The organism is Pseudomonas sp. B21-012 (genome assembly GCF_024749305.1).
Classification (GTDB): Bacteria; Pseudomonadota; Gammaproteobacteria; order Pseudomonadales; family Pseudomonadaceae; genus Aquipseudomonas.
Window position 1 is genome coordinate 1,492,649 of sequence record NZ_CP087197.1, and the last position, 20,117, is coordinate 1,512,765.

General features: G+C 64.3%; 20 protein-coding genes. 3 read left to right on the forward strand and 17 right to left on the reverse strand.

The window, feature by feature from the left end; translation table 11 throughout:
• Positions 1-40 precede the first annotated feature (40 nt).
• The 3 genes from LOY37_RS06855 to LOY37_RS06865 all read right to left on the reverse strand — a co-directional run bounded on the left by LOY37_RS06855 (position 41) and on the right by LOY37_RS06865 (position 3,293).
• Positions 41-1,219 (reverse strand): VWA domain-containing protein, encoded by a 1,179-nt coding sequence (locus tag LOY37_RS06855; protein ID WP_045193466.1) that lies wholly within the window; start codon positions 1,217-1,219, stop codon positions 41-43.
• 16 nt (positions 1,220-1,235) lie between these two features.
• Positions 1,236-2,081 (reverse strand): MoxR family ATPase, encoded by an 846-nt coding sequence (locus LOY37_RS06860; RefSeq protein ID WP_038996581.1) that lies wholly within the window; start codon positions 2,079-2,081, stop codon positions 1,236-1,238.
• Positions 2,082-2,219: 138 nt separating this feature from the next.
• The gene (locus tag LOY37_RS06865) at positions 2,220-3,293 is read right to left on the reverse strand and encodes a DUF748 domain-containing protein (RefSeq protein WP_258716518.1); all 1,074 of its coding nucleotides are present in this window, start codon (positions 3,291-3,293) and stop codon (positions 2,220-2,222) included.
• 131 nt (positions 3,294-3,424) lie between these two features.
• Here LOY37_RS06865 and cysK point away from each other — a divergent pair, with 131 nt between their 5' ends.
• From cysK to LOY37_RS06880, 3 genes are all read left to right on the forward strand, one after another.
• Entirely contained in the window at positions 3,425-4,399 is a 975-nt protein-coding gene (gene cysK / locus LOY37_RS06870; protein ID WP_045193464.1) for a cysteine synthase A, read from the forward strand.
• Between the two features lie 161 nt (positions 4,400-4,560).
• Positions 4,561-5,496, forward strand: coding sequence for an aspartyl/asparaginyl beta-hydroxylase domain-containing protein (locus LOY37_RS06875; RefSeq protein WP_258716519.1), 936 nt, complete (start codon positions 4,561-4,563; stop codon positions 5,494-5,496).
• Positions 5,497-5,897: 401 nt separating this feature from the next.
• Positions 5,898-6,788, forward strand: a complete 891-nt coding sequence (locus LOY37_RS06880) for a DMT family transporter (protein WP_258716520.1) — start codon at positions 5,898-5,900, stop codon at positions 6,786-6,788.
• A gap of 39 nt (positions 6,789-6,827) precedes the next feature.
• Here the strand turns inward: LOY37_RS06880 and LOY37_RS06885 are convergent, their stop codons facing one another.
• From LOY37_RS06885 to LOY37_RS06950, 14 genes are all read right to left on the reverse strand, one after another.
• Positions 6,828-8,057: a hypothetical protein gene (locus tag LOY37_RS06885; protein ID WP_258716521.1), complete on the reverse strand. Its 1,230-nt coding sequence runs from the start codon at positions 8,055-8,057 to the stop codon at positions 6,828-6,830.
• Positions 8,058-8,502: 445 nt separating this feature from the next.
• Positions 8,503-9,462 (reverse strand): PDR/VanB family oxidoreductase, encoded by a 960-nt coding sequence (locus LOY37_RS06890; RefSeq protein ID WP_258716522.1) that lies wholly within the window; start codon positions 9,460-9,462, stop codon positions 8,503-8,505.
• Positions 9,463-9,465: 3 nt separating this feature from the next.
• Entirely contained in the window at positions 9,466-9,903 is a 438-nt protein-coding gene (locus LOY37_RS06895) for a Rid family hydrolase (RefSeq protein WP_258716523.1), read from the reverse strand.
• Positions 9,903-10,934 (reverse strand): aromatic ring-hydroxylating dioxygenase subunit alpha, encoded by a 1,032-nt coding sequence (locus LOY37_RS06900; RefSeq protein ID WP_093386150.1) that lies wholly within the window; start codon positions 10,932-10,934, stop codon positions 9,903-9,905. The genes LOY37_RS06895 and LOY37_RS06900 overlap by 1 nt, the downstream gene beginning before the upstream one ends.
• A 20-nt stretch (positions 10,935-10,954) precedes the next feature.
• Positions 10,955-11,182: a recombinase-like helix-turn-helix domain-containing protein gene (locus LOY37_RS06905; protein ID WP_045193456.1), complete on the reverse strand. Its 228-nt coding sequence runs from the start codon at positions 11,180-11,182 to the stop codon at positions 10,955-10,957.
• A 1-nt stretch (position 11,183) separates the two neighbouring features.
• A complete protein-coding gene (locus tag LOY37_RS06910; RefSeq protein ID WP_258609984.1) occupies positions 11,184-11,501 on the reverse strand; it encodes a hypothetical protein in 318 nt (105 codons plus the stop codon).
• 9 nt (positions 11,502-11,510) lie between these two features.
• Positions 11,511-12,653 carry an FAD-dependent monooxygenase gene (locus LOY37_RS06915; RefSeq protein WP_258716524.1) on the reverse strand — a complete coding sequence of 381 codons (1,143 nt, stop codon included), beginning with the start codon at positions 12,651-12,653 and terminating at the stop codon, positions 11,511-11,513.
• Positions 12,654-12,666: 13 nt separating this feature from the next.
• A complete protein-coding gene (locus LOY37_RS06920) occupies positions 12,667-13,632 on the reverse strand; it encodes a VOC family protein (RefSeq protein ID WP_258716525.1) in 966 nt (321 codons plus the stop codon).
• Positions 13,629-15,119 carry an aldehyde dehydrogenase gene (locus tag LOY37_RS06925; RefSeq protein WP_258596940.1) on the reverse strand — a complete coding sequence of 497 codons (1,491 nt, stop codon included), beginning with the start codon at positions 15,117-15,119 and terminating at the stop codon, positions 13,629-13,631. The genes LOY37_RS06920 and LOY37_RS06925 overlap by 4 nt, the downstream gene beginning before the upstream one ends.
• A gap of 10 nt (positions 15,120-15,129) precedes the next feature.
• Entirely contained in the window at positions 15,130-15,933 is an 804-nt protein-coding gene (locus LOY37_RS06930) for an aspartate dehydrogenase (protein ID WP_045193450.1), read from the reverse strand.
• A gap of 10 nt (positions 15,934-15,943) precedes the next feature.
• Positions 15,944-17,626 (reverse strand): thiamine pyrophosphate-binding protein, encoded by a 1,683-nt coding sequence (locus LOY37_RS06935; RefSeq protein WP_258716526.1) that lies wholly within the window; start codon positions 17,624-17,626, stop codon positions 15,944-15,946.
• Positions 17,619-18,419: an SDR family oxidoreductase gene (locus tag LOY37_RS06940; protein WP_258716527.1), complete on the reverse strand. Its 801-nt coding sequence runs from the start codon at positions 18,417-18,419 to the stop codon at positions 17,619-17,621. Before LOY37_RS06940 ends, LOY37_RS06935 begins: the two co-directional genes overlap by 8 nt.
• Position 18,420: 1 nt before the next feature.
• Positions 18,421-19,248, reverse strand: coding sequence for an IclR family transcriptional regulator (locus tag LOY37_RS06945; protein ID WP_045193445.1), 828 nt, complete (start codon positions 19,246-19,248; stop codon positions 18,421-18,423).
• Complete coding sequence (locus tag LOY37_RS06950) at positions 19,245-20,114, reverse strand: alpha/beta fold hydrolase (protein ID WP_258716528.1); 870 nt, start codon at positions 20,112-20,114, stop codon at positions 19,245-19,247. The genes LOY37_RS06945 and LOY37_RS06950 overlap by 4 nt, the downstream gene beginning before the upstream one ends.
• Positions 20,115-20,117: the final 3 nt, after the last annotated feature.

Here is a 20,117-nt window from a genome sequence, read left to right on the forward strand (position 1 = left end):
CTCCTACAGGGGGTAGGAGCGGGCTTGACCCGCGATGATGTTACTTGGACAAAAACCGCATGCCTTCTTCCAGCCCACGCAAGGTCAGCGGGAACATCCGGTCCTCGACCAGCTCGCGCACGATGTTGGTCGACGCCGTGTAGCCCCAGGTGTCCTTGGGGTAGGGGTTGATCCAGATGAGCTTCTTGTACTTCTCCATGAAGCGCTGCATCCACACGTAGCCGGCTTCCTCGTTCCAGTGCTCGACGCTGCCACCGGGCTGGGTGATCTCGTAGGGCGCCATGGCCGCGTCACCGACGAACACCACCTTGTAGTCGGCGCCGTACTTGTGCAGCAAATCCAGGGTCGAGGTGCGCTCGGAGGTGCGGCGCAGGTTGTTCTTCCACACCGACTCGTAGACGAAGTTGTGGAAGTAGTAGTACTCCAGGTGCTTGAACTCAGTCTTGCAGGCCGAGAACAGTTCTTCGCAGATCTTCACGTGGGCGTCCATCGAGCCGCCGATGTCGAACAGCAGCAGCAACTTGACGCTGTTGCGCCGCTCCGGGCGCATCTGGATGTTGAGCAGGCCGGCATCGCGGGCGGTGTGGTCGATGGTGCCGTCGATGTCCAGCTCTTCGGCCGCGCCCTGGCGGGCGAACTTGCGCAGCCGGCGCAGGGCCAGCTTGATGTTGCGCGTGCCCAGTTCGACCTGGTCGTCGAGGTTCTTGTACTCGCGCTGGTCCCAGACCTTGACCGCCTTGCCCTGGCGCTTGCCGGCATCGCCGACGCGGATGCCCTCGGGGTTGAAACCGCCCGAGCCGAACGGGCTGGTGCCGCCGGTGCCGATCCACTTGTTGCCGCCGGCATGGCGTTCCTTTTGCTCTTCGAGGCGCTTCTTGAACTCTTCGATGAGCTTGTCGAGGCCGCCCAGGGACTGGATCTGCGCGCGTTCCTCGTCGCTCAGCGAGCGTTCGAACTCCTTGCGCAGCCAGTCTTCGGGAATCAAGGCTTCCAGGTGCTGGTTGAGGTTCTCAAGGCCCTTGAAGTAGGCCGAGAACGCCCGGTCGAACTTGTCGAAATGACGCTCGTCCTTGACCAGGATGGCCCGCGACAAGTAGTAGAACTCGTCCATGTCGGCAAAGGTTACGCGCTGCTTGAGGGCATTGAGCAAATCAAGCAGCTCGCGTACCGACACCGGCACCTTGGCCGCGCGCATTTCATTGAACAGATTGAGCAGCATGGCTATTGCTCCCGGCTCAGCGGTTACCGCGACGGCTCATGAAGGCCAGGCGCTCGAGCAACTGCACGTCCTGTTCGTTCTTGACCAGGGCCCCGGCCAGCGGCGGGATGGCCTTGGTCGGATCACGTTCGCGCAGCACCGCTTCGCCGATGTTGTCGGCCATCAGCAGCTTGAGCCAGTCGACCAGCTCGGAGGTCGACGGTTTTTTCTTCAGGCCCGGCACTTTGCGCACGTCGAAGAACACGTCCAGCGCTTCGCTGACCAGGTCCTTCTTGATGTTCGGGTAGTGCACATCGACGATCTGCTGCAGGGTGGTGCGGTCAGGGAAGGCAATGTAGTGGAAGAAGCAGCGGCGCAAGAAGGCGTCGGGCAGTTCCTTTTCGTTGTTCGAGGTAATGATGATGATCGGGCGCTGCTTGGCCTTGATCGTCTCGTCGGTCTCGTAAACGTAGAACTCCATTTTGTCGAGTTCCTGCAACAGGTCGTTGGGGAACTCGATGTCGGCCTTGTCGATTTCGTCGATCAGCAGAATGACCCGCTCTTCGGACTCGAAGGCCTCCCAGAGCTTGCCTTTCTTCAGGTAGTTGCGCACGTCGTGGACCTTGTCGACGCCCAGTTGCGAGTCACGCAGGCGGCTGACCGCGTCGTACTCGTAGAGGCCCTGGTGGGCCTTGGTGGTCGACTTGATGTGCCAGGTGATCAGCTTGGCGCCAAAGGATTCGGCCAGCTGTTCGGCGAGCATGGTCTTGCCGGTGCCCGGCTCGCCCTTGACCAGCAGCGGTCGCTCCAGGGTGATTGCCGCGTTGACCGCCAGTTTCAGGTCGTCTGTAGCGACATAAGCGCTGGTGCCTTCGAACTTCATGAACCGATCCTCTAACGTAGCGCCGGGGGTACATGGCCCCTGGCGGAAAAATTGTCATGCACGACTATAACGCGGGCTCCGGGCGAGTGGGAACGCAGACGGCCCATTCAGTCTCTGAATGGACCGTCACTCGGTGACTCAGTCAGCCTTGGGCGGCGTTTGCTCATAACGGGCGTTGAAGGCCTGGACAAAGCCGTTGCGCAATATCTGCAAAAACGCCTCGAAGGCACTGATATCGCTTTTATGCACGCTGCCGCTGAGTTCCACGCGGGTGGCGAACTGGTTCTTGCCCTGGTTCTTCAGCACGGTTTCGCTGCCGCCGACCAGTGCTTCCCAGATCGAGCGGAAAAAGCCCTTGTCCTGGTTCTGAACGTCCTGCTGCCAGTTGAACACATCGACATCACGCAGCAGCGGTTTGATGTAGCCGGTGAGCCGGCCGTTTTGCGCTTGCGCCTCGATCACCAGGTCGCCGTGGCCGGCATTGAAGTCGAACTTGCCATAGGCGCTGGCGAAGTCATTGAGCCGGCGCAGCTCGATAGCGGTGGCGCGCAGGCGGAACTTGAAGTCGTCGAAGTCGCTAAACGGGTCGAAGGTGGCGCTGCTTTCGACACTGGCATCGCCCAGCAGCCGGGCCTTGGCGTCGAACGTGGCATCGCGGCGGCCCTTGCGGTCCTCGACGTTGGTCAGGTTGCGGATGCTGGCATCGAGTTGGGTGGCCTTGAGGTTGACCGGCGGCCTGGAGTTGAAGTTGCGAAAACTCAAGGTGCCGTCTTCGATGCGCACTTCGTTGAGGGTGATCGGCAGCAGTTTTTCCAGTTGTTGGCGCCAGTCGGTGCCCTGGCCGGTCTGTGAACTCTGCTTGCTGGCGCCGTCGACGAAGTTCAGCTGCGGCTTGAGGAAGGTCACCTCGGCGACCACCGCCTGGTCGTGCCACAGCGAATGCCAGCTGATCGAGAGGTCGATCAATGGCGCTTCAAGCAGGGGCACCGGCACCTTGCCACTGGTCTTGACGATGTTCAGGCCGTTGATCTTGTAGGCGCCGCGCCACAACGCCAGGTCGACATCGGTGACCTGCCCGCGGTAGTCGCCCATGTCGGCCAGCTTGTCGTTGAGGTAGTTGCGCACCAGCAGCGGCAGGGTCAGGTGCAAGGCCAATAGTAACAATGTGATACCCAGCAGCCCCCACAAGGGCCAGCGATAGCGGCGTTTCATCGGCGGCGGTTCCCGGCAAGGTAGTGATCGGTTGACCCCTGTCAGCCTCAGGGGTTCGCCGGTTGTGGACGCACTGGCGCAGCAGGCTTACCCTTGAAGTTTTCCGCCCGGTGCATAAAAGGACCCCCGCCATGAGCCGTATCTTTGCTGACAACGCGCATTCCATCGGCAATACGCCGCTGGTGCAGATCAACCGCATCGCCCCCCGCGGCGTCACCGTGCTGGCCAAGATCGAGGGGCGCAACCCCGGTTATTCGGTCAAGTGCCGGATCGGCGCGAACATGATCTGGGACGCCGAAAGCAGCGGCAAACTCAAGCCGGGCATGACCATCGTCGAGCCGACCTCGGGCAACACCGGCATCGGCCTGGCCTTTGTCGCTGCCGCCCGTGGCTACAAGTTGCTGCTGACCATGCCGGCGTCGATGAGCATCGAACGGCGCAAGGTGCTCAAGGCCCTGGGCGCCGAGCTTGTGCTCACGGAGCCTGCCAAGGGCATGAAAGGCGCGATCGAAAAGGCCAGCGAAATTGTCGCCAGCGACCCGTCGGCGTACTTTTTGCCCGGCCAGTTCGAGAACCCGGCCAACCCGGCGATCCATGAAAAGACCACCGGCCCGGAGATCTGGAACGACACCGACGGTGCGGTCGATGTGCTGGTGGCGGGCGTCGGCACCGGCGGCACCATTACCGGGGTGTCGCGCTATATCAAGCAGACCCAGGGCAAGGCCATTCTGTCGGTGGCGGTCGAGCCGCTCGGCTCGCCGGTGATCACCCAGGCCCGTGCCGGTGAAGAGATCAAGCCCAGCCCGCACAAGATCCAGGGCATTGGCGCCGGTTTCGTGCCGAAGAACCTTGACCTGTCGATGGTCGACCAGGTCGAGCTGGTCAGCGACGAGGAGTCCAAGGCCATGGCCCTGCGCCTGATGCAGGAGGAGGGCATCCTCTGCGGGATTTCCTCCGGGGCGGCCATGGCCGCAGCGGTGCGCCTGGCGGAAAAACCGGAAATGCAGGGCAAGACCATCGTCGTGATCCTGCCGGACTCGGGCGAGCGCTACCTGTCGAGCATGCTGTTTGCCGACCTGTTCACCGAGCAGGAAAACCAGCAGTAAGTCGCCGCGGCGCTGATCCCGGGCAATAACCGGCGCCGCTGTTTGTTGCACAATCCTTAACACTGAATCCCGGCCCTGCAGGTTTTCAGCAGGGCTGGATCGGTTAATATGTTCGATTAATCCGGCAGCGATGGCCTGATCGAAATTCCAAGGAGTGTTGCATGACCTTTTCCTTTGTCGCCAAGGCAGGTGTACTGCTGCTGTTCTTCGGCAGCACACTGTATGTGCACCTGCGCGGCAAGGCGCGTTTGCCAATGTTGCGCCAGTTCGTCAACCATTCGGCGCTGTTCGCCCCTTATAACGCCCTGATGTACCTGTTTTCCGGTGTGCCGTCCAAGCCGTACCTGGACCGCAGCCGTTTCCCCGAGCTCGACGTGCTCAAGGACAACTGGGAAGTGATCCGCGAAGAGGCTATGCACCTGTTCGACGAGGGTTACATCCGCGCCGCCGAGAAAGACAACGACGCCGGCTTCGGTTCGTTCTTCAAGAAGGGCTGGAAGCGTTTTTACCTGAAGTGGTACGACAAGCCGCTACCTTCGGCCGAGACGCTGTGCCCGAAGACCGTCGCGCTGGTCAACAGCATTCCCAACGTCAAGGGCGCGATGTTCGCCCTGCTGCCCGGTGGCAGCCACCTGAACCCGCACCGCGACCCGTTCGCCGGCTCCCTGCGCTATCACCTGGGCCTGTCGACGCCCAACTCCGACGACTGCCGGATCTACGTCGATGGCCAGATGTACGCCTGGCGCGACGGTGAGGACGTGATGTTCGACGAGACCTACGTGCACTGGGTCAAGAACGAAACCGAGACCACCCGGGTGATCCTCTTCTGCGACGTCGAGCGCCCGCTCAACAGCCCACTGATGACCCGCATCAACCGCAAGGTCAGTGCCTTCCTCGGCCGCGCCACCGCGCCGCAGAACACCGACGACGAGCGCGTGGGCGGGATCAACCAGGCCTATGCCTGGAGCAAGCGCTTCAGCAATGTCATCAGCAGCCGCGTGAAGCAGTTCAAGCGTGCCAATCCCAAGGCCTATCGGGTGTTGCGTCCGGTGCTGGCGGTGGTGGTGGCCTACCTGCTGTATCGCTGGTTGTTCTGAAACAGCATCGCGAGGCAAGTCGAGGCGTCGCACCGCCGCTCCCACCGGTGCGGCGGTGCGGCGACCCGACTTGCCTCGCGATAAACTCACCGCTATAGTCAGACCCACTTCACCCTCACCGAAGACCTGCTCATGCCAGCTTCCTGCCCAGCCACCGTATTCGCTACCGCGCCTGACGCGGTTGTCGTTGCGCGCGCGAGCCAGCAGCCGGCCATGATCAGTCACTACCCACCACCTGTCAGTAGCGTGGTCGTGTGCATCGTTGCACCGCCAGCGGTGGTAGTGCTGGGCTAAGCGGCCAATCGCTGCGTCCCCACACACCTGCACCCTACTGAATACGGTTGGCTGCCCCTCGCGGGTAGCGCCGTTCGGCTTATCTGCCCGAATTACAGGTGGCATTCATGTCTGTTCTATCGAAACAATCTATGGCCTCGGCGGCCACTACCAGCCTGTTCGTCCTGCTCTGGAGTAGCGGGGCGATCGTCTCCAAGCTCGGCCTGGCCCACGCCAGCCCGTTTGCCTTCCTGCTGCTGCGTTCGGCCTTGGCCCTGGCCGGCCTGCTGTTGCTCAGCCCGTTGCTCAAACTGCACTGGCCGCGCAGCCGCCCGGCGCTGCTGCAAGCCCTGGCCACCGGTTGCGTGCTGCTCGGCGCCTACCAGATCTTCTACCTGCTGGCGCTCAACACCCACGTTACCCCCGGGGTCATGGCCACGGTCATGGGCGTGCAACCGATCCTTACCGTGGTGCTGATGGAGCGCCAGCGCTCCTGGAGCCGGTTGTTCGGCCTGGGCCTGGGCTTGAGCGGGTTGATCATGGTGGTCTACCAGGGCATCAACCTCGGTGGCGTGTCGCTGGCCGGGATGCTGTTTGCCTTGCTGGCGCTGATGAGCATGACCTGCGGTTCGATCATGCAAAAGCGCATCACCAGCAACCCCATGGGTACCCTGCCGTTGCAGTACATCGCCGGGCTGTTGATGTGCGCGGTATTCGCGCCGTTTCAGCCGCTGCACGTGGAACTGACCGACAGCTTCATCGGCGCCTTGCTGTGGATGGGCCTGGTGGTATCGCTGCTGGCGACCTTGCTGCTGTACCGGCTGATCGCCAAGGGCAACCTGGTCAATGTCACCAGCCTGTTCTACCTGGTGCCCGCAGTGACGGCGGTCATGGACTACCTGATCTTCGGCAACCGCCTGGCGGCGCTCAGCCTGTTGGGCATGGGGCTGATCGTCATCGGCCTGTTGTTCGTGTTCCGCAAGCCCGCAGCCACGCAGGCGCAACTGCAGGCTGACTGACCGTACGGACCGCCCGGCAGCGCGCCGGGCGGTTTGCTGTCAGAAGTAGTAGCCGATGTTGATGTTGGTGCGGTAGTACCAGTCGTTGCTGCCGACCGAGTTGGTGCTGGTCCAGCCCGTGCCGTTCTCGGCGCCGCCAAAGGGGTTGGCGTTCTTCGCCCAGGTGAAGTCGACCCAGGCCATGATCGGCATGGCCAAAAACTGCGCGCCGACGGTAAACATCTGCGAGTCATCCCAGCCGCTTTTGTCTTTCATCATGCGGCTGTAGTCGTTGTAGACCTTGATCTTCTTCAACTGGCCAAGGCCCGGGGTAAAGATGTCGTAGCCGACGTTGATCGAGCCGATGGTGGCCTTGGAGGCGATCAGGTAGGCCGGGGTCAGGCCGTTGCCGCCCATCAGCACCGAGTCGTTGCTGACGCCGTCAGGGTTCTTCGGATCGTACTCATAACGAATCGCCTGGCTGGTGACCGTCCAGTTGCCGGCGTTGACGATCGCATGCACGCCGCCGGCCCAGTAGTCGCCATCGTCACGGGTGGTGGCGTTGTACAGCTCGGCAGCGGCCAGCGAGGCGCCGATTTCGGTTTTCCAGCCGTCACCGCTGAAGGTCCGGGCCACCCGGGCGTTGACCTGGTTGCGCTTCTCGTTGTCCTGGCGCGACTGGGTGAAGGCCACGGCGTTGTCGTCAAGATCGCTGTAACGGCCGACTTCCGGCGAGTAGCGGATGCCGCTGGGCAGCATGCGCGGGAAGTAGCCCAGTTGCAGGTCCCAGTCCTTGTCCTTGTAGCTGTACTTCAGGCCGCTGCCGGCGCTGACGCCATAGCCCATGAAAAACGGGATGTGGTAACTCCAGCCGAACTGCGGGTAGGGCTCAAGGCCAAAGGGTTTGAACGGTGCGCCCAGTTGCACGTTGGAATTGGCATTGAAGCGATAACCGACGTAGCCGCGGTCGATCGAGCGTTTGCCGTCGTCCTGGAACCAGTAGCCGATGTCGCTGAACAGTTGTTTGTGGGTGGCCTGGACATCCAGGCGGAAGGTGTCGAAGAGAAAGCGCCCGTTGTTTTCGGTGGTGTCCCAGTGCTCATCGCGGTAGTTGACCCGCAGTGCGCCGCCGATATCCAGCGAACTCTGGCCGTCGTCACTGCGCCAGGCAATGTGCGGGAAGGGTTTTTTCACCGCTGGCGGCTGGTCCGGCGCCGCCGGGCCGGGCTCGGAAGCGAAACTGGTGGCGCTGCCAAGGATCAGGCCAAGGCTTATCACGTACTTGTTCATATCAATGCCCCGCAAGGTTGAGCAGTATCTCTGGGCAACAGCTGTCCGCCGCCTGGAATCAGGCGTTAAGCGAAAGTCAGCGGTGGCGCATCGGTAGGTTTGTTATTGTTTTATAGGTGGCACGTTGTTTTTATTTGAACTCGGGAGGTAAAGAGCAGGAACTGTGCCAGTGCTGATGAGTGACTGTTGTTTTAATAAATATGATGTAAAACAATTATTTATATCTGAAACGCCTTAATTCGTGCCGTGGGTGAAACAGCGTGGTGTTTAAGTAACAGGAGTGGGCAATGGCAGTGCGGTTTAACTGCACAGCGCGCGTTGACAGTGCGTTGGTTGTTTTATCAATGAATAAGTAATTGACTGTTCTGGGGCCGCCGGGCCTGCGAAAGCCGCGCAAAAAAAAGCCGGCACACCCGGTGCCGGCCAATTGCGCGTGTTGCAACAGTTACAGATCAAGCACCATGCGCCGGCTCTTGCAGCCCGAGACACAGACCATCATCGATGTGTTCGCCGCCCGTTCGGCCTTGGTCAGCACGCCATCGCGGTGGTCGATGTCACCTTCCAGCACCCGGGTTTCGCACGAGCCGCACACCCCTTCGCGGCAGCTGTACTCGATATCGCAGCCGGCTTCGAGCAGCACGTCGAGCAGGTTCAGCCCAGGCTCGACGTTCAGGGTCTTGCCGGACTTTTTCAGCTCGACGCTGTAGCTGTCCTGGGCATCTTCCGAGGGCGGCAGTTCGGCGGCGGTGAAGCGTTCGATATGCGCATGGGGATAGCCCAGGCTTTCGCAGGTGCTCTCGAAGGCATCGAGCATCGGCGTCGGGCCGCAGCAGTAGAAGTGCGTATCGCCGGGCTGCCCGGCCAGGTAATGGGCCAGGTCGGGTACCGCGTTCTTCTCGTCGTTGAAATGGTAGAGCACCTTGGCATCGACCCCGCTGAGCTCTTCCAGCAGCGCCGCTTCCTTGCGCGAGCGGGCGCAGTAGATCAGCTCGGCGGATTTGCCCAGCGCCAGCAGCTGGCGAAACATGCAGTAGATCGGCGTGATGCCGATGCCGCCGGCCACCAGCACGTTGTGGCTGGCGTGCGGGTCGAGGGCGAAGTTGTTGCGCGGTTGCGAGATGTGCAATTGCGTGCCAACCCGCAGTTGCTCATGGACGAACGCCGAGCCGCCGCGGCTGTTGCGATCACGCAGAATGCCGACTACATAACGGCCCTGGTCGCTCGGCGAGTTGAGCAGTGAATAGCTGCGCACCAGGCCATTGGGCAGGTGCAGGTCGATGTGCGAGCCGGCTTCGAACGGCGCGAACACGGTGTCGCCCCAGGGGCGCAGTTCGACGCTGATGATGCCTTCGGCTTCGTGGCGCAGGGTGTGCACCAGCGCGGTGATGGTAGAGGAGTTGGACATCGGTCACCTCAAGGGCGCAGTGCGCAAGTCAATGTCGAGCCGGGCGCTGGCTTCGATTTCCACCACCAGTTCGGGGAACACCAGGGCGCTCACCTGAACCAGGGTGGAGGTGGGGTAGCAGGCAAAGCCTTGGAAGAAGTCGCGGCGGGCGCGAGCGACTTCATCCTTGTCGGCAATGTCGGTGAGGTACAGCGTCAAACGGTAGAGATTGCCGATGTGCCCGCCTGCCGCTTCCACCAGGGCGCGGATCTTGTTCAGTACCACCAGGGTCTGCGCGTAGGCATCCAGCGGCGCGCCGCGCTCGGCGGCCTGGCGGGTGGCGGGATGGCCGGTCATGCCGGACATCACCAGCTCGTTACCCAGCAGCAGGGCGTTGGACCAGCTGGCAGTGGCCAGTTCGGTGACCGCCTGTGCCTGGATACGTTGCACGGGCAGGTTCATCACAGTTGCTTCGCTTCGATCAGCGCCAGTTGCTCCTTGGCCTTGCCCTTGAGGTAGCGGCGCAGGCGCACCACACCGAGGTCATGCTGATAGAGGTTCTCGCGCTGGTTGGCGTCGAACTCCATGAACTCCAGCAGCACCCGGTCCTGCTCCAGCACTGCCCAGTGGCGGGCTTCCAGGCGGTTCTTGTAGAGGAAGCGCCAGGTGTCGCGCTGCCAGCCGGTCAGGGGCCGTGCGCGCCAGTGGAACACTGCCGAGAGGCTGCGGCTGCTCGGGGTGTAGCTGCCGATGATGGTGAAGTTGCCGCCCGGGCCGCCGGTCTTCGGGTAAGGGATTTCCAGGCGCAGCCAGTGGCAGCCGTTGTCGAGGAATTCGGTCCAGTCGAAGTTGACCCCGCGCTGGCCTTCCTTCTCGAAGAAGAAACCCTGCTCGGTATCGCGGGTGACGAACTTGGCAGTGGCTTCGCCTTCGCTCATCGAGTGCGACATCTTGTGCAGGTAGGTGCCGTGCATCGGGTCCATGACGTTGTCGAGCACGTAGCGGTAGTCGCCTTGCCACTCGGTGTAGCAGAGAAAGCTGCTCCACTCGGGCGAGGTCAGTTGCTCGGGCAATACCAGTTCTGGCGGGGTGTCCAGGTGCGGGTCGGTGGCGTTGAACAAAAAGATCGCCCCGGCCGCCTCGCGGGTGTGGAACATGCGCGTCGGGCGGCTGCCTTCGAGCTTGCAGCCCGGGCTGCCGGGTACCTTGGTCACGGTGCCGTCGCAGCGCACTTCGACGCCGTGGTACGGGCACTGCAGGCGGTCGCCCAGCACCGGGCCCTGGGACAGCGGCGCGCCGCGGTGCGGGCAGTGGTCTTCGAGGGCATGCACGCTGCCATCGTTGTCGCGCCACAGGGCGATCTTGTAGCCCAGGCGGCGCACCGACAGCGGCTTGTCGCCAAGCAGCCCGGAGGGCAATACCGGAAACCAGAGGTCTTTGAGGCCGTTGGCCAGGTGGTTCTCAACAGGATCGACGGTGAATTGCATATTCATCTTGTTTTACCTCCGGCGGGTCATGCGCCCAGCCGCGCCATCAGGGTTTTATAGGAGTCTTCGGTCCACTCGCCGCGGGTCAAAGGGCAGGGCGGGCCGGCCAGGTTCAGGTGCGCCAGCAGCTCGGGCAGCTGGGTGATGCCGTTGCCGTAGGCGCGTTCGATGGAATCGCCGAGCAGTTCCTCGAACGGGGTGTTGGGCCGTTTGCGCGCCTGATGGGGCTCCAGATAGCGTGGGGTGTTGCTCATGTCATTGACCTCCATTGCGAACCCGTTCGCGGATCATTTCGCGGACCGGGACAAAGTCGTACGTCGGGTAGCATTCGGTGCGGAACACGCCCCAGGCGGCGCGCTCAAGTTCCACATTGACCTTGCCGAGCAGGCTCGGCGGCAGGCGCAGGGTGACGATCTGGCCCAGGCCCATGGCCACGGTCCAGGACACCAGCTCGACGCCGGCCGGCGGGAAGCTGTCCCACCAGCCCATCTGCTTCATGTGCGCCTGGATCTGTTCCAGGTTTTTCGACTGGTCGTGCTTGAGCACCACCGTCAGTTGCATCGTCTCGCTCATGGGCGGGCCTCAGGCAGCGCTGGCGGTAGGCACGGTCCAGGCGTCGTAGCCGTAGACCCAGTCGGCGTTGCCGCCGGCCTTGAGCCACTGGTTGCCGCGTGAACCGATCTGGATCTGGCTGGTGCGCTCCAGGCGCGCCAGTTGGTAACCCTGCAGGGCGCTGGCGATCTGCGCCGGGCTGGTGACACCGTGCAGATGACGGGCCAGCACCACCGCGTCCTCGATGGCCTGGCCGGCGCCCTGGGCCATGAACGGCATCATCGGGTGGCAGGCGTCACCGAGCAGGGTGATGGCGCCCTCGGACCAGTACGGCAGCGGGTCACGCTCGTACAGCGCGGTCTTGAGGACTTCGTCGCAGGCGTCGAGCAGCGCCCGGGCGTCGGCGTGGAAGTCCTGGTAGTGGCTGCGCAGCTCGGCGGCGTCACCGGCGGTGGTCCAGGACTCCAGGTGCCAGCTGTCCTGGGCGGTGGTGGCGAAGATGAAGATGTCGCGGCCCTGGTTCAGCGGGAAGGTGACGATCTGGCTCTGCGGGTTGGGCCCCCACCATTTGGTGAAGGCCTGGATGTTCGGTACATGGGCTACACGCTCGGCCGGGACCACGGCGCGGTAGGCGACCACGCCGGTGAAGCGCGGCTGCTCTTCACCGAACAGGGCATTGCGCACCACCGAGTGAATGCCATCGGCGCCGATCAGCAGGTCGGCGCGATGGCGGCTGCCATCCTTGAAGCGCAGCTCGACGCCGTCGGCATCCTGCAGCACCTGCTCGGCGCGCTTGGCGAACTGCACGTTGTGCAGCGGGAACACATCGGCCAGGGCCGCCAGCAGGTCGGCGCGGTGAATGGTCAATTGCGGTGCGCCGTACTGGCTTTGCGCGGCGTCGGCCATTTCCAGGCGCGAGGTTTCTTCGCCTGTGTCCCACATACGGCTGATGCGGTGGGTCGGGCGCGCGGCCGGAATGCGTACGGCCGGGCCGACGCCGAGGCCATCGAGGGCGCGCACGGCGTTGGGGGTGAGGTTGATGTCGGCCCCGACCCGCAAAAACGCCTTGGACTGTTCGAAAACCGTGACCTGGTGACCGGCCTGGCGCAGGGCGATGGCAGCCGTGAGGCCGCCGATGCCGGCACCGTTGATGGCGATGTTCAACGAAGACATGGACAACTCCTGCTCAGGGTTTGGGTTTGTCGGTAAGGAACTTGCCTTGCGGCGCCTCGACATGCTGCTGGCGCCGGGTATTGCCATCGATGCCGCCGGCAATCGCCCATTCGGCAAACACCGTCGGGCCCGGCTCGAACTCGCGCGGCTGCCATTCGCCGGTCAGTTGGTCTTCGTCGGCGTAGTACTCGACCAGGGCGCCGGCCGGGTTCTTGAAGTACCAGAAGAACGCCGACGACACCGGGTGGCGGCCCGGGCCGATCTCGGTGGCCCAGCCACTGCGCGAGATGTGCATGCCGCCGCCGAACACTTCGTGCAGGTCGCGCACGGTGAAGGCGACGTGGTTCAGACCGGCGCGGGGGGCCGGCAGCTGGAGCATGAACAAATCGTGGTGGCCACCTTCTTCGGCGGTGCGCAGGAACGCGCCGCGGTTGGGGTAGCGGTCCGAGGCCTGGAAGCCGAAGCGCTCGTGGTAGAAGGTTTCGCAGGCATTCACATCCTTGACGAAGAACACCACGTGGCCGACTTCGATCGGCGTGGCGCGCTCATACACCGGCGCCGGCTTGTTGATCCGGCCCTTGGTCTGCCAGGTGTTGTGGCCGCTGCACTCGATGTCCAGTGCGCGCTTGCGGGTCACCTGCAGGCGGATCGCCAGGCCGTTGGGGTCGGTGCAGCCGATGCGCCCGTTGCCTTCGACAAAGCCCGGGTCGTTGGCGATGCGCTGGCTGTACAGGGCGAGGTCCGCTTCGCTCTCCACGCCCCAGACCACTTCGCGCACGGTCGAGCCCGGCTCGATGGCCGCTGGCAGGCCGGGCTTGTTGATGTCGGCCAGTACCACCCGGCAGCCGTTGAGGGTTTCGAAGACCACCTCGTCGGCCTGTTCGCTGACCTTGTCCAGGCCCCAGTCGCTGAAGAAGCGCACGCAGGTGTCGAGGTCTTCGACGCCGTAGGTGACTTCATCGATGCCCAATACGCTCATGGCCTTGCCTCCACACCGGCCCAGGCCAGTGGTTGTTCGTTCATGCCCCAGTAGAGGCTTTTCTGTTCCATGTACTGCAGGATCCCCAGGCGGCCTTTTTCACGACCCAGGCCGCTGTCACGCCAGCCGCCGAACGGGGTGGCGATGGAGAACTGCTTGTAGGTGTTGATCCACACCGTGCCGGCCTGGATCTTGCGGCCCAGGGCCCAGGCGCGCTTGTAGTCGCGGCTCCAGATGCCGGCGGCGAGGGCGTAGAGGCTGTCGTTGGCCTGCTCGATCAGCTCTGCCTCGCTGTCGAACGGCAGGGCCACCAGCACCGGGCCGAAGATTTCTTCCTGGCAGGTCTGCTGGCTGTTGCGCAGGCCTTCGAGGATGGTTGGCGGGTAGAAGTAGCCCTGATCAAACAGGCCGCCAGTCGGGCGTTGGCCGCCGAGCAGCAGGCGGCCACCTTCGGCCAGGCCCAGGGCCACGTAGCGCTCCACCGACTCGCGGTGCGCGGCGCTGATCAGCGGGCCCATTTGCGTGGTTTCGTCCGCCGGGTCGCCCAGGCGCAAACGCGCAGCGCCTGCGACCAGGCGCTGCATGAACGGCTCGTACAGGGCGCGGGCAACGAACAGCCGCGAACCGGCAATGCAGGCCTCGCCCGAGGAGCTGAAAATGCCATACAGCACCCCGGCCACGGCGTGATCGAGGTCGGCGTCATCGAGGACGATGGTCGGCGACTTGCCGCCCAGTTCCAGCGACACCGGCATCATCTTGTCGGCGGCGATGTGGGCGATGTGCTTGCCGGTCTTGGTCCCGCCGGTGAACGACACACGCTTGATCAGCGGGTGCTGCGTCAGCGCATCACCGAGCAATGAGCCCTTGCCCGGCAACACGCTGACCAGGCCCTTGGGCAAGCCTGCGTCCTCGCAGATCTGCGCCAGTTGCAGGGCCAGCAGCGGGGTGATTTCTGCCGGCTTGATTACCACCGCATTGCCGGCGGCCAGGGCCGGGGCGACCTTTTGCGCTTCGCTGGCAATCGGCGAGTTCCACGGGGTGATAGCCGCGACCACGCCCATGGGTTCGTAGACGCTCATGCTGACGAAGTCGCCGCGCGACGGGGTGATGGTCTCTTCCAGGGTTTCGCAGGCGGCGGCGAAAAACTGGAAAGTACCGGCGGCGCTGGCCACCAGGGCGCGGGTTTCGTTGATCGGCTTGCCGTTGTCCTGGCGCTGCAATTGCGCCAGTTCTTCGCTGCGCTGGCGGATCAGTTCGCCGATGCGGTACAGCACGGCGGCGCGTTCGTGCGGCTTGCGCTGGGCCCAGCCGCTGTTGAGGAAAGCCTGGTGGGCGCCTTGCACGGCGTCTTCGACATCCTCGAGGCTGGCGGCGTTGAGCCAGGCCACCGGCTCGCCGGTGGCCGGGTAGCGCGTGGCGTAGCGCTCACCGCCGCCCAGGCGCCAGGTGCCGGCAATGCAGATAGGTAGAGTCTGTTCCAGCGTCATCGACGTTCCCCTAGATGGAAATGGCATGGGCGTGGTTGCCCAGGGCACGGACCACGCTGTAGACGGTCAGCGCCGAGGTTTTCGGGTTGGCCTGCAGCGGCTTGCCGCGCAGGCTCATCTCGAAACCGCCGAAGGCACCACGGGCTTCGAAGTGGTGGACGTTCTCTTCGCTGAGCGGGTCGGCAATCAGTGTCACTCGCGTGCGGTCCAGGCCCAGCCCTGCCAGCGACAAGGTGGCGGCGACGTTGGCGTTCTTCGGGTACAGGCGCGCAGCTTCCCGGGCGCTGCCTTCGAAGATCACCGTGGCCTGGTCGATGGCGTCCAGGTTGCAAACCTCTTCGGCCGGGGTGTTCTTCCAGGCCCTGGCCGGTTTGCGCCCGGTGTAGTCGACCGAATCCAGGCCGCCGACCTTGGCCGCCGACAGCGCATCGATGCCGCCGATGGCGCCGGGCAGCAGCTCGATGCGGGTGTTGCCACGGGCGGCGGCGGCCTCCAGGCGCTCGACCAGGCCCAGCTCCGACAGCGCACCGACCGAGACGATCAGGCAGGCGATGCCGCGCTCCAGTGCCGGCAGCACGTGCTCCTCGATTGCCTTGTGCCCGGCGCATTCCACCAGCAAATCCGGGCGGGCGTCGGCGGGCAGGGCGGTGAGCACCTGTGGCGGGCGCTTGAAGCTGGCCAGACGCTGTTGCACCAGGGCTTCGGAACCGGCCGAGGCGATCACATGCTCGACGCGCAGCTGCGCATCGTTCTCCAGCAGTTCCAGCACCGCGACGCCAATGGCGCCGCAGCCGATCATGGTGATATTGAGCATGCGCAAGTCCTCAGGCCGTGGCTTTCTGGGCTTTGGTTTCGCTGTTGGGGGGACCGGCGAACTGGGTGGCAAAGCCGCCGACGCTGAGCATGTCGACTTCCAGCAAAAACGGCCCGCCCTGGCTCAGGGCGTTGTCCAGCACCGCGCCGAAGTCCTTCAGGTCGCTGACCAGGCCATGGCGCAGGCCGATCGATTCGGCCAGCTTGGTGTAGTCCGGGGTGTGCAGCTCGACATAGGCGTGGCGGGCGCCGTAGATGGCGTCCTGGATGTTGCGGATCACCCCGTAGCGCTGGTCGTTCATCAGCAGGATCACCACATTGGCTTTCTCTTGCACCAGGGTCGCCAGCTCACCGAGGTTGAGGATGAAACCGCCGTCGCCAGCCAGGGCGAAGACCTTGCGCTGCGGGTCGGTTTCCGCCGCTGCCACCGCCGCGCCAATGCCCATGGCCAACCCTTGGCCGATGCCGCCACCGAGGGCATGCACGCCGGCCAGCGGGTGGTAGAGGTTGAGCAGGCGGTTGCCCCAGATGCTGTTGGACAGGGTCACGTCGCGCACCCAGGAGAAATTGCGCCCGGTCAGCCCCTGCAGTTGTTCGACCATCGCCGAGTACGGGCCGAGGTCGGCTACCAGCTGCGCGCGCGATTGCGTGCGGACGGCCTTGAGCTCGTCGATAAAGTTCGGGTCGATGTTCAGGCGGCCTTCAAGGCGGTCGGCCAGGCCGTCGAGGGCCAGGGCCGAGTCGCCGCAGATGAACAGCTCGCTGGAGTAGCTGCGCCCTTCGATGGCCGGGTTGGCATCGATGCGCAGGGTGGTGCGCGGCAGCTTCAGGGCGTACTTGAAGGTCTCGTTGCTGCGCAGGCGCGAACCGGCCACCACCAGCGCATCACAGCTTTGCAGGAAGCCTTCGACCAGCTTGTTCTGCGAGAAGGCGCCGAGGCAACGCTCGTCGTCTTCGTTGACTACGCCGCGACCCTGGGTCGAGGTGATCACGCCAACGCCCATGTCCAGCAGGCGCTTGACCTGCGCCCCGGCGTGGCGGGCACCGCCGCCGAGCCACAGTAGCGGGCGGGTGGCGCTGGCCAGGCGTTCGGCAACCAGGTCGAGGGCTTCCGGCGCCGGCACCGCAACCGGGATCGGCAGCGGCGAGAGGTCGCTCGGCATGGGGATGAAGGTCGACTGGATATCGATCGGGATCTCGACGCTGACCGGGCCGGTGGGCGCGGTCAGGGCGGTCTGCACGGCGAGCTTGAGGGTGCTCAGCGCGGTCTCGACACTGCGCACGCGAAAGGCCGCCTTGGACACCGCCTTGAGCATGGTCAACTGGTCGCGGGCTTCGTGGATGTAGGCGAAGTCCTGGTCCAGGTACGGCGTTTCGATCTGCCCGGTGATGTGCAGCAGCGGCGTGCCGGCGGTCAGTGCTTCGACCAGCGCCCCGGCGGCGTTGCCGGCAGCGGTGCCGGTGGACGTCAGGCACACGCCCAGGCCACCGGTGGTGCGGGCGTAGGCATCGGCCATGTTGGTCGCGCCGGCTTCGCCACGGGCCATGACGAAGCGGATGTTGCCACGTACGGCGAAAGCATCGAGGATCGGCATGTTGTGGATCGAGATCACGCCGAAGGCGGCCTTGACCTCGCATTGTTCGAGGAACGCGGTGATGGCAGCGCCAACGGTGACAGTGTTTTCATTACGCATGGCGGGACAGGCCTCCAGAAACATCGATATGGCTGCCAGTGGTGTAGGCCGACAGGGGCGAAGCCAGGAACAGGATCGCTTGGGCTGCTTCTTTGGGCAGGCCCAGGCGCCCCAGGGGAATGTGTTTGCGTTGCGCCAGTTGCGCTGTCCATTGCGACCAGTCCAGATCGCGCTCTTCGCGGGCCTCGAAGCGCCGGCGCCATTGGCCGGACTCGACCAGGCCGATGAGGATGCCGTTGACCCGGATGCCCTGTTCGGCGAACTCGGTGGCCATCGAGCGCACCAGGTTCTTAAGGCCCGCACGTGCTGCCGAGGTGGCGACCATGTGCGGCTCCGGCTGGCTGGCCAGCAGCGAGTTGACGCAGACGATCGAAGCGCCGGCCTGGCCTTGCAGTTGCGCCAGGAAGGCGCGCACCGGGTAGATCACCGAGAAGAACTTCAGCTGCAGCTCTTCGCTCCAGGCCTCATCAGTGGTGTCGGCGAAGGTCGAGACCCGGCCTTGGCCGGCGTTGTTGATCAGCACCTGGGCCGGGCCGAGAGCGGCCAGGCTGGCGGCAGCGAATGCGTTGACTGACGCGGCATCCAGCACATCACAGGCTTGAGCCAACAGACGCGCATCGGGGAAACGTTCGCGCAGGCGGGCTTCGGCGCTGTTCAAGCGGTCCTGATCGCGACCACAAAAGGCCACTGCTGCACCGGCTTCAAGCAGTTGCTCGACACAGGCCAGGCCAATCCCGGAAGAGCCGCCAGTGACGATGGCGGTGCGCCCGTGCAGTTGATAGAGGTTGCTCATGTCAGTCCCTCATCAGCGCGGTGACGCGGCCGGAGCCAGCGTTTGGCGTGTAGTTGAGCAGGCGCGACAGCTCGTCGGCGCTGCCCCGCACATGGCCAAGCAGGCCGTCGAAATTGATGTGCGCAACCTGCACGGTAGGGATGGTCACGCCCATGGCGGCAACCACCCGGCCACTGTGATCGCGCACCGGCGCAGCGATGGTCGAGATCGATGATTCGAAAAAACCTTCGCCGCTGACATAGCCGCGCTGACGGTCGCTCTGCACCAGGTCGAACAGCTCCAGTACGGTTTTCGGTGTGCACGGCGAGTGCTGTTCCAGGTGCTCCTCCGGGTACAGCTCACGTAGCTCGGCCAGGCTCAGGTCTTCAAGGAGGATGCGCCCCAGCACCGTGGCGTGGGCCGGCAGGCGGGTGCCGACGTTGACCGCGCTGGAGAACACCGACGGCGGCGAAACCTTGGCCACGTAGACGATCGAGCGACCGTCACGCACCACCAGGTTGCTCGGGTAATTAAGGTGATCGCACAGCCGCGCCAGCAGCGGCTGACCGAGCTCGGTCAGTTCAAGCGATGCCAGGTACTCGAAGCCCAGGCGCAGTACCGACATGCCCAGGCGGTACTCGTTGCCGCTGCGGGTGACGAAGCCCATGGTTTCCAGGGTGGTCAACAGGCGGAAGATGGTCGAGCGCGGCAGCTCCAGGCGCCGCGCCAGTTCCGGCGCGGTGAGGGTGCGGTTTTGCCGGCTGAATTCACAGAGCAGCAACAGGCCGCGCTCAAGGCCGGGGACGATGTACTTGTCCTGGTTGTCTTTCAACAGATCCGAATCATTCATAGCGCAGTACCTGTCAGGGATTCTTCGAGGGCCCGGGCAAGCAGCGTTGCCACGGCCTCGGGTTGTTCGATCGGGCTGGCGTGGCCGGCCTCGGCAATCAACGCGAACGCTGCCCCCAGGGCCTTGGCCAGGGCCTGGCAGTCCTCGGGGCGGGTGATGCTGTCAGCGGCGCCGCAATGCACTTCGTACGGCACGGCCAGGGCGGCGTAGCGCAGCAGGTCATCGCCACACAGCAACTCGATGGCCTGGCGATAGCCCTGGGGCAGCAGCCGCGCCATGTTCCATTGCACCCAGGCGCGGGCTTCGCTGCTGGCCGCTGGCGAGAGCATGTGTGCGCTGCGCTGGTTGGCCATCTGGGCGATGCCCAGTTGTTCGAGGCTGTGCAGGCGCTGGCTGCGTACCTGTTGCGCCTGCTCGGCACGGGCCGGGTCGCCATAGCCGCGAGCCGGGCTGATCAGCACCAGGCGCCGCACCCGTTGCGGCTGCTGCTGGGTCAGGGCTGCAGCGCTGAGGGCACCGAGGGAATGGCCGACCAGCAGGCAGTCGTCAATCTGCAGCGCATCGAGCAAATGCCGCAGGCGCCGGGCATAGTCCACCGCCTGCGGCGCAGGGTTGGCCAGCGGGCTGGAGTCGCCGTAGCCCGGTGCATCCCAGGCAATCACCCGGGCGTGCTGGCTCAGTTGCAGCGCCACCTGCAGCCAGGACGCGGCGCCCGAGCCAATGCCATGCAACAGCACGATGGCCGGCCCGTGCCCGGCTTCGCGGATCGCCTGGGCGCCGCTTGCCAGTTGCACCAGGCGCTGGGGGAAGCGCTGCTGCAACTGGGCCGCAAGGCCGGCGAGCGAGTGGTCGGTGGCGTGCAACATCGG

Excerpts from the sequence above, each read along its gene's own strand:
- LOY37_RS06950 (WP_258716528.1), bottom strand. The coding sequence starts at position 20,114 with ATGTTGCACGCCACCGACCACTCGCTCGCCGGCCTTGCGGCCCAGTTG.
- LOY37_RS06880 (WP_258716520.1), top strand. The coding sequence starts at position 5,898 with ATGTCTGTTCTATCGAAACAATCTATGGCCTCGGCGGCCACTACCAGC.
- LOY37_RS06900 (WP_093386150.1), bottom strand. The coding sequence starts at position 10,934 with ATGAATATGCAATTCACCGTCGATCCTGTTGAGAACCACCTGGCCAAC.
- LOY37_RS06890 (WP_258716522.1), bottom strand. The coding sequence starts at position 9,462 with ATGTCCAACTCCTCTACCATCACCGCGCTGGTGCACACCCTGCGCCAC.
- LOY37_RS06920 (WP_258716525.1), bottom strand. The coding sequence starts at position 13,632 with ATGAGCGTATTGGGCATCGATGAAGTCACCTACGGCGTCGAAGACCTC.
- LOY37_RS06895 (WP_258716523.1), bottom strand. The coding sequence starts at position 9,903 with ATGAACCTGCCCGTGCAACGTATCCAGGCACAGGCGGTCACCGAACTG.
- LOY37_RS06885 (WP_258716521.1), bottom strand. The coding sequence starts at position 8,057 with ATGAACAAGTACGTGATAAGCCTTGGCCTGATCCTTGGCAGCGCCACC.
- LOY37_RS06940 (WP_258716527.1), bottom strand. The coding sequence starts at position 18,419 with ATGAGCAACCTCTATCAACTGCACGGGCGCACCGCCATCGTCACTGGC.
- LOY37_RS06875 (WP_258716519.1), top strand. The coding sequence starts at position 4,561 with ATGACCTTTTCCTTTGTCGCCAAGGCAGGTGTACTGCTGCTGTTCTTC.
- LOY37_RS06935 (WP_258716526.1), bottom strand. The coding sequence starts at position 17,626 with ATGCGTAATGAAAACACTGTCACCGTTGGCGCTGCCATCACCGCGTTC.
- LOY37_RS06925 (WP_258596940.1), bottom strand. The coding sequence starts at position 15,119 with ATGACGCTGGAACAGACTCTACCTATCTGCATTGCCGGCACCTGGCGC.
- LOY37_RS06910 (WP_258609984.1), bottom strand. The coding sequence starts at position 11,501 with ATGAGCGAGACGATGCAACTGACGGTGGTGCTCAAGCACGACCAGTCG.
- LOY37_RS06915 (WP_258716524.1), bottom strand. The coding sequence starts at position 12,653 with ATGTCTTCGTTGAACATCGCCATCAACGGTGCCGGCATCGGCGGCCTC.
- LOY37_RS06865 (WP_258716518.1), bottom strand. The coding sequence starts at position 3,293 with ATGAAACGCCGCTATCGCTGGCCCTTGTGGGGGCTGCTGGGTATCACA.
- LOY37_RS06860 (WP_038996581.1), bottom strand. The coding sequence starts at position 2,081 with ATGAAGTTCGAAGGCACCAGCGCTTATGTCGCTACAGACGACCTGAAA.
- LOY37_RS06855 (WP_045193466.1), bottom strand. The coding sequence starts at position 1,219 with ATGCTGCTCAATCTGTTCAATGAAATGCGCGCGGCCAAGGTGCCGGTG.
- LOY37_RS06930 (WP_045193450.1), bottom strand. The coding sequence starts at position 15,933 with ATGCTCAATATCACCATGATCGGCTGCGGCGCCATTGGCGTCGCGGTG.
- LOY37_RS06905 (WP_045193456.1), bottom strand. The coding sequence starts at position 11,182 with ATGAGCAACACCCCACGCTATCTGGAGCCCCATCAGGCGCGCAAACGG.
- LOY37_RS06945 (WP_045193445.1), bottom strand. The coding sequence starts at position 19,248 with ATGAATGATTCGGATCTGTTGAAAGACAACCAGGACAAGTACATCGTC.
- cysK (WP_045193464.1), top strand. The coding sequence starts at position 3,425 with ATGAGCCGTATCTTTGCTGACAACGCGCATTCCATCGGCAATACGCCG.